The sequence below is a fragment of the Actinomadura darangshiensis genome (assembly GCF_004349235.1).
Lineage (GTDB): Bacteria > Actinomycetota > Actinomycetes > Streptosporangiales > Streptosporangiaceae > Spirillospora > Spirillospora darangshiensis.
In genome coordinates this window covers 1-5,731 of record NZ_SMKY01000436.1, presented here as the reverse complement: position 1 = coordinate 5,731, position 5,731 = coordinate 1, and the positions used below count along the sequence as shown (strand labels likewise).

Below are 5,731 nucleotides of genomic sequence, written 5' to 3'. Positions count from 1 at the left end.
CCGATCGTCCTGGACGGGGTCGAGGCCGAGCGCGTGGAGGGCCCGCGGCAGTGGCTGCGGCTGCCGCGCACGGCGAACGCGGCGGCGGTCGTCGCCGCGCTGGCCCGCGACCACGAGATCCGCGACACCGCGGCGGGCCGCGTCCTCCATGAGCGTGCCGATGTAGTCGGCGGCCTCCTCGCTGTGGCCGAGCTGGAGCAGGCCGGACAGGGTGTGCAGCCGGTTGGCGTACTCGTGCCGCTGCGCGCGGAGCGCGTCGAAGAGGGTGCTGACCGAGTCGAGCTCGCGGGCGAGGGTCTCCAGGTCGGTGCGGTCGCGCAACGTGATGACGGCGCCGAGGTCGCGGCGGTGCCTGCGGACCTCCCGCCGGTTGACGACGAGCACCCGCTCCCCCGCCGTGACGAACAGGTTCGCGGCCTCCCGCTCGCCCGTGAGGACGTCCCGCAGCGTCCCGCCGGGGGCGAGGTCGCCGGCGGGCGCGCCGCGCTCGGGGGTGACGCCGAGCAGCCGGGACGCCTCGTCGTTGCAGACCGCGGTCCGGCCCGCGGTGTCGACGGCCACGACGCCCTCGCCGACGCCGTGCAGCACCGCCTCCCGCTCGTGGACGAGCTCCACCAGCTCGTACGGTTCGAGGCCGAGCGTCTGCCGTTTCAGGCGGCGGCCGATCGCGACGGACGCGACCACCCCGAGCAGGACGGCCCCGGCGACGAACAGCGACATCTCGCGCAGCACATGGCTCAGCTCCCGGTCGATCGCGCGGGCGTCGAACCCGACGCTGACCTCGCCGAGGATCCGCCCGTCCCGCCCGTACAGGGGCACCTTGCCGCGGGCCGAGAGGCCGAGCGTGCCGCGCTCGACCCGGACGACCTCCCGCCCGGCGAGCGCGTCGGACGGGTCGGTGCTCACGTGCCGTCCGAGTTCGCGGGGGTTCGGGTGGGAGAAGCGGATGCCGTGGCCGTCGGTGACCACGACGAAGAGGGCGCCGGTCCGGACGCGGACCGCCTCGGCCCGGTCCTGGACGAGGCGGCTCCGGTCGCCGGCGGCGACCGCGTCCCGGATCTCGGGGTCGACCGCGACGGTGCGCGCCACCGTGAGGGCCCGCTGGCCGTACTGGTCGCGGAGCCTGCCGTCCAGCATCCAGGCGACCAGCCCGTACCCGAGGACCGCCACCACGACGACCACGCCCACCTGGAGGATCAGCACCTGCCGGGCGAAGGTGATGCGGGGCCGGACGGACATGACGTGACACCGTAATCGATGCCGGGCCGCCCGCCCAGCCCCCCGGTGAGCAGAATGCGCAGAACCCGGGCTAACGCGCGCAACGTGGGAATTCGCGGCTTGCGAGCACATCGCGGGCAAGGGTTCCGGTGACGCGCGCCACATTCGTACGGTGCCGCCGTGTCCACTACAGCATCGTCCAGGCGAGACGGCCCCGAGCGGAGCGAGCCCGAGGTTCCCGGCGGGCCCGTCATCGAGCTGGAGAACGCCACCAAGCGGTTCCGGTCGGCGGGCGGCGTCCACACCGCCGTCCGGGACCTGAACATGTCCGTGGGGCCCGGCGAGTTCGTCGCCGTCGTCGGCCCCACCGGCTGCGGAAAGTCCACCACCCTGTCCCTCGTCTCCGGCCTGGAGCCGGCGTCCGGCGGCCGCGTCCTCGTCCAGGGCCGGCCGGTGGACGGCATCCCCGACGGCATCGGCTACATGTTCCAGAACGACGCCGTCCTGCCGTGGCGGTCCGTCCTGGACAACGTCGCGGCCGGCCCCCGCTACCGGGGCGCGTCCAGGCGCGCGGCCCGCGAGCGCGCCCGCGACTGGGTCGTGCGGGTCGGCCTCGAAGGGTTCGAGGGCTACTACCCCCACCAGCTGTCCGGCGGGATGCGCAAGCGCGTCGCGCTCGCGCAGACGCTCGTCAACGAGCCGTCCGTGATGCTCATGGACGAGCCGTTCTCCGCCCTCGACGTCCAGACCCGCGGCCTGATGCAGGACGAGCTGCTCCGGCTGTGGTCGGGGTCGGGCGCCGCCGTCGTGTTCGTCACCCACGACCTGGAGGAGGCGCTCGTCCTGTCCGACCGGGTCGTGGTGATGACCGCCGGGCCCGCGACGATCAAGAGCGTGTTCGACGTGCCGCTCGACCGGCCGCGCGACGCCGAGGAGGTCCGGCTCACCGGCGAGTTCCTCGACATCTACCGCGAGGTGTGGGACTCGCTCCGCGAAGAGGTCCAGATCACCCGCGAGAGAGGAGCAGGCCATGCCGCGTGACGCGGAGGCGGCCGCGACCATCGAGAAGGAGCCGGCCGCGCGGCCGGCCGGCGGCGACGGCGGCGAGCGGGCGGCGATCGCGCGGGCCCGCACCGCCGGGCTGCGCCGCGCCCTCGGCATCAACACGGTCCGGATCGCGCTCGTCGCGGCGTGGCTCGGGTCGTGGGAGCTGGCCGCCCGGCACTGGATCGACCCGTTCTACTACTCGATGCCGTCCAAGATCTGGGACCGGCTCGTCGGATGGTTCACCGACGGCACCTCGCAGGGCTCGATCTGGGAGCAGATCGCGGTCACCCTGGAGGAGGCCGTCATCGGCTTCGCGCTCGGCTCGGCCGGCGGCGTGGTCCTCGGCATCGTGCTCGGCCGCAGCCGGTTCCTGTCGGACGTGTGCGCGCCGTTCATCAAGGCCGTCAACGCGATCCCGCGCATCATCCTCGCCTCGCTGTTCATCATCTGGTTCGGCCTCGGCATGCAGTCCAAGATCGCGACGGCGTTCGTGCTGGTGTTCTTCGCGGTGTTCTTCAACGCCTTCCAGGGCGCCCGCGAGGTCGACCGGAACCTGGTCAACAACGCGCGAATCCTCGGCGCGGGCCGGCTCCAGGTGCTGTGGACGATCGTGGTGCCGAGCGCCACGTCGTGGATCCTCGCCTCGCTGCACTCGGCGTTCGGGTTCGCCATCATCGGCGCGATCGTCGGCGAGTACACCGGCGCCGACAAGGGCCTCGGCCTGCTCATCAACCACTCGCAGGGCACCTTCGACGCGGCCGGCATCTACGCCGGAATGATCATCATCACCGTGCTGGCGCTGCTCGCCGAGTACCTGCTCACGCTGCTGGAGGGCCGGCTGCTGCGCTGGCGCCCGGCCGCGTCCGGCCACGACATCCAGATCTGACCCGCTCGTCCGGTCCCGCCCCGGCGCCGCCCCTACACCGCACGACCAGGAGAACCGCCATGCCCAGCACCCCCGTCCGGGTGAGCGCCGCCGCGCTCGCCGCCCTCACCGCCCTGTCGTCCCTGTCCGCCTGCCGCGACTCGCGGGGGTCCGGCGGGGACGGCGGCTCCGGCGGCACCGTCAAGATCATGGTCGGCGGGATCGACAAGGTGATCTACCTGCCCGCCAAGCTGACCGAGCAGCTCGGCTACTTCAAGGAGCAGGGCCTCGACGTTCAGCTGCTCACCGAGCCGGCCGGCGCGCAGGCCGAGAACGTCCTCATCGCCGGGGACGTGCAGGCGGTCGTCGGGTTCTACGACCACTCCATCCACCTGCAGACCAAGGGCAAGTGCGTGGAGAGCGTCGTGCAGATGGCGGACGTGCCCGGCGAGGCGGAGATGGTCTCGACGTCCAAGGCGGGCTCGCTGTCGTCCCCGGCCGGGTTCAAGGGCAAGAAGCTCGGCGTCACGAGCCCGGGGTCGTCCACCGACTTCATCACCCGCGCGCTGGCCGTCCGGAACGGGGTCAAGACGTCCGACTACACGACCGTGAAGGCGGGCGCGGGCCAGACGTTCATCTCCACCATGGACAACGGCGGCATCGACGCCGGGATGACGACCGACCCGACCATCGCCAAGCTGGTCAGCACCGGCAAGGGCAAGGTCATGGTCGAGATGCGCACCGAGGAGGGCACCCGCGCGGCGCTCGGCGGGCTCTACCCGTCGAGCTCCCTCTACATGGACTGCGCGTACGTGAAGTCGCACGGCGAGACCGTGCAGAAGCTCGCCAACGCGTTCGTCAAGACGCTCGGATGGATCAAGCAGCACAAGCCCGCGGAGATCGCGGCGAAGATGCCGAAGGACTACGCGGGCGGTGACCCGAAGCTGTACGAGAAGGCGGTCGGCGACTCGATCGTCATGTTCAACGGCGACGGCATGATGAAGCCCGAGGCCGCGCAGAACGTCCTGAAGGTGCTGGCGCAGTTCTCGCCCGAGGTCGCGGAGAAGAAGGACCAGATCGACCTGGCGAAGACCTACAGCACGCAGTTCGCCACCAAGGCGAGGCAGGGGTGAGCGACCCGGAGTAGACCGCACCGGAAGCCGATACGCGGGCCGGGCCTTGCGCGGAGGCCCGGCCCGTCAGCGCGTCATCCCGTCGCGGTGCATGGCGTCGTAGAAGTCGCGGTCGGCGGCGTCGTCGTCGCGGTCGCGGCCCCAGCGGCGCGGCGCCCACGACGGCATCAGCAGGGCGAGCCCCATCATCGCGTAGACCCCGGAACCGAGGAGCATGCGCAGCCCGAAGTCCATGTCGCCGGCCGGCGGGACCTTGCCCGGCAGGTCGAGGACGCTGCCGGGATCGGCCAGGAAGTAGCCGGAGAAGCCGAGCAGCGCGAGCGCGGGGACGAGCGAGACCAGCGGCGACGCCCACCGCGCGACGATGATCACGCCCATCACCAGGCCCACGGCGGCGAGCAGGGCGAACGCGCCGTAGATCCGCGTGCGGTCGGTGATCTCCTGCCCGGTGCCGTCGAAGGACTGGCCTGCCTGGACGTACCCCCACGCCGCCCCGTACACCAGCGCGGGGGTCAGCAGGACGCCGAGGACGAAGCCGAACGCATGGCGCACCGCGCATCACATCCATTCGAGCGCGCCCGCCGCCGGGCGCGGGTGGTTCCGTGGCGCCTCAATCAGAACATGCACGTCGGGCACGGCGCAGTAAATCCGTACCGTTTTGTGGTGGTTCGTTTTGATCGCCGTTGACCGGGCATCGGCGCCTCATCCGATCCGACGCACGTTGGAGGAACACAATGTCGACCGCCATATGGGTCGTCATCGCCATCATCATCGTCGCCGTCCTCGCGGCGGCCGGGTACGCGGCCTGGACCAGGTCCCGCTCGGCGCAGCTGCGGCGGCGGTTCGGCCCCGAATACGACCGGGCCGTGGAGAGCGCGGGCGGCCGCTCGGCCGCCGAGCGCGAGCTGCGCTCCCGGGAGCAGCGCCACGAGGAGCTCGAACTGCACGACCTCGACCCGCGGCGGCGCGAGCAGTACCGCGAGCAGTGGGTCCGCGTCCAGGAGCGGTTCGTCGACACCCCGGAGGCGGCGGTCGAGCAGGCCGACGGCCTCGTCACGGTGGTGATGGGCGAGCGCGGCTACCCGACGCACGGGTTCGAGGACAAGGTCGCCCACCTGTCGGTGGAGCACGGCCGCACGATGGACCACTACCGGAGCGCCCACACGCTCAGCGGCAAGGCCGCGTCCAGGGAGGCGTCCACCGAGGACCTGCGCCAGGCGATGGTGCACTACCGCTCCCTGTTCGAGGAGCTGCTGGCCCCGCACGTCGGCGAGGCCGCCGCGGAACCCGGCGAGGAGCCGGCCGCGAAGCCCGCCGAGGAGACCCCGAGGAGCTGAGCCCGATGCAGCACAGCCGCCCCGACAAGGCGACGGCCGACCCCGGCGGACCGGGCGACCTGCACGTTGCCGGGCCCGCACCGCCCCCGGCGGCGGACGTGCCCGAGCCCGTCCCCGACACGGCCCCCGAC

The 5,731-nt window shown here is 72.3% G+C and carries 6 protein-coding genes; 4 read left to right on the top strand and 2 right to left on the bottom strand.

The genetic code is table 11. The features are described 5' to 3' along the window. A partial coding sequence (locus E1293_RS43840; protein WP_207939469.1) for a Spo0B domain-containing protein occupies positions 1 to 1,239 on the bottom strand: 1,239 nt, incomplete at its 3' end. Between the two features lie 159 nt (positions 1,240 to 1,398). On the opposite strand from E1293_RS43840, the gene E1293_RS43835 reads away from it, so the two are divergent. Genes E1293_RS43835 through E1293_RS43825 form a run of 3 tightly spaced genes read left to right on the top strand, consistent with a single transcriptional unit; the run spans position 1,399 to position 4,263 of the window. Further along, entirely contained in the window at positions 1,399 to 2,259 is an 861-nt protein-coding gene (locus E1293_RS43835) for an ABC transporter ATP-binding protein (protein WP_207939468.1), read from the top strand. Next, the gene (locus E1293_RS43830; protein WP_132205559.1) at positions 2,249 to 3,151 is read left to right on the top strand and encodes an ABC transporter permease; all 903 of its coding nucleotides are present in this window, start codon (positions 2,249 to 2,251) and stop codon (positions 3,149 to 3,151) included. Before E1293_RS43835 ends, E1293_RS43830 begins: the two co-directional genes overlap by 11 nt. 59 nt (positions 3,152 to 3,210) lie before the next feature. After that, a complete protein-coding gene (locus tag E1293_RS43825) occupies positions 3,211 to 4,263 on the top strand; it encodes an ABC transporter substrate-binding protein (RefSeq protein ID WP_132205558.1) in 1,053 nt (350 codons plus the stop codon). Positions 4,264 to 4,329: 66 nt separating this feature from the next. Here E1293_RS43825 and E1293_RS43820 read toward each other — a convergent pair whose 3' ends face one another. Then, a complete protein-coding gene (locus E1293_RS43820) occupies positions 4,330 to 4,815 on the bottom strand; it encodes a hypothetical protein (RefSeq protein WP_207939467.1) in 486 nt (161 codons plus the stop codon). A 182-nt stretch (positions 4,816 to 4,997) separates the two neighbouring features. Here E1293_RS43820 and E1293_RS43815 point away from each other — a divergent pair, with 182 nt between their 5' ends. After that, complete coding sequence (locus E1293_RS43815) at positions 4,998 to 5,600, top strand: hypothetical protein (RefSeq protein WP_207939466.1); 603 nt, start codon at positions 4,998 to 5,000, stop codon at positions 5,598 to 5,600. Positions 5,601 to 5,731 lie beyond the last annotated feature (131 nt).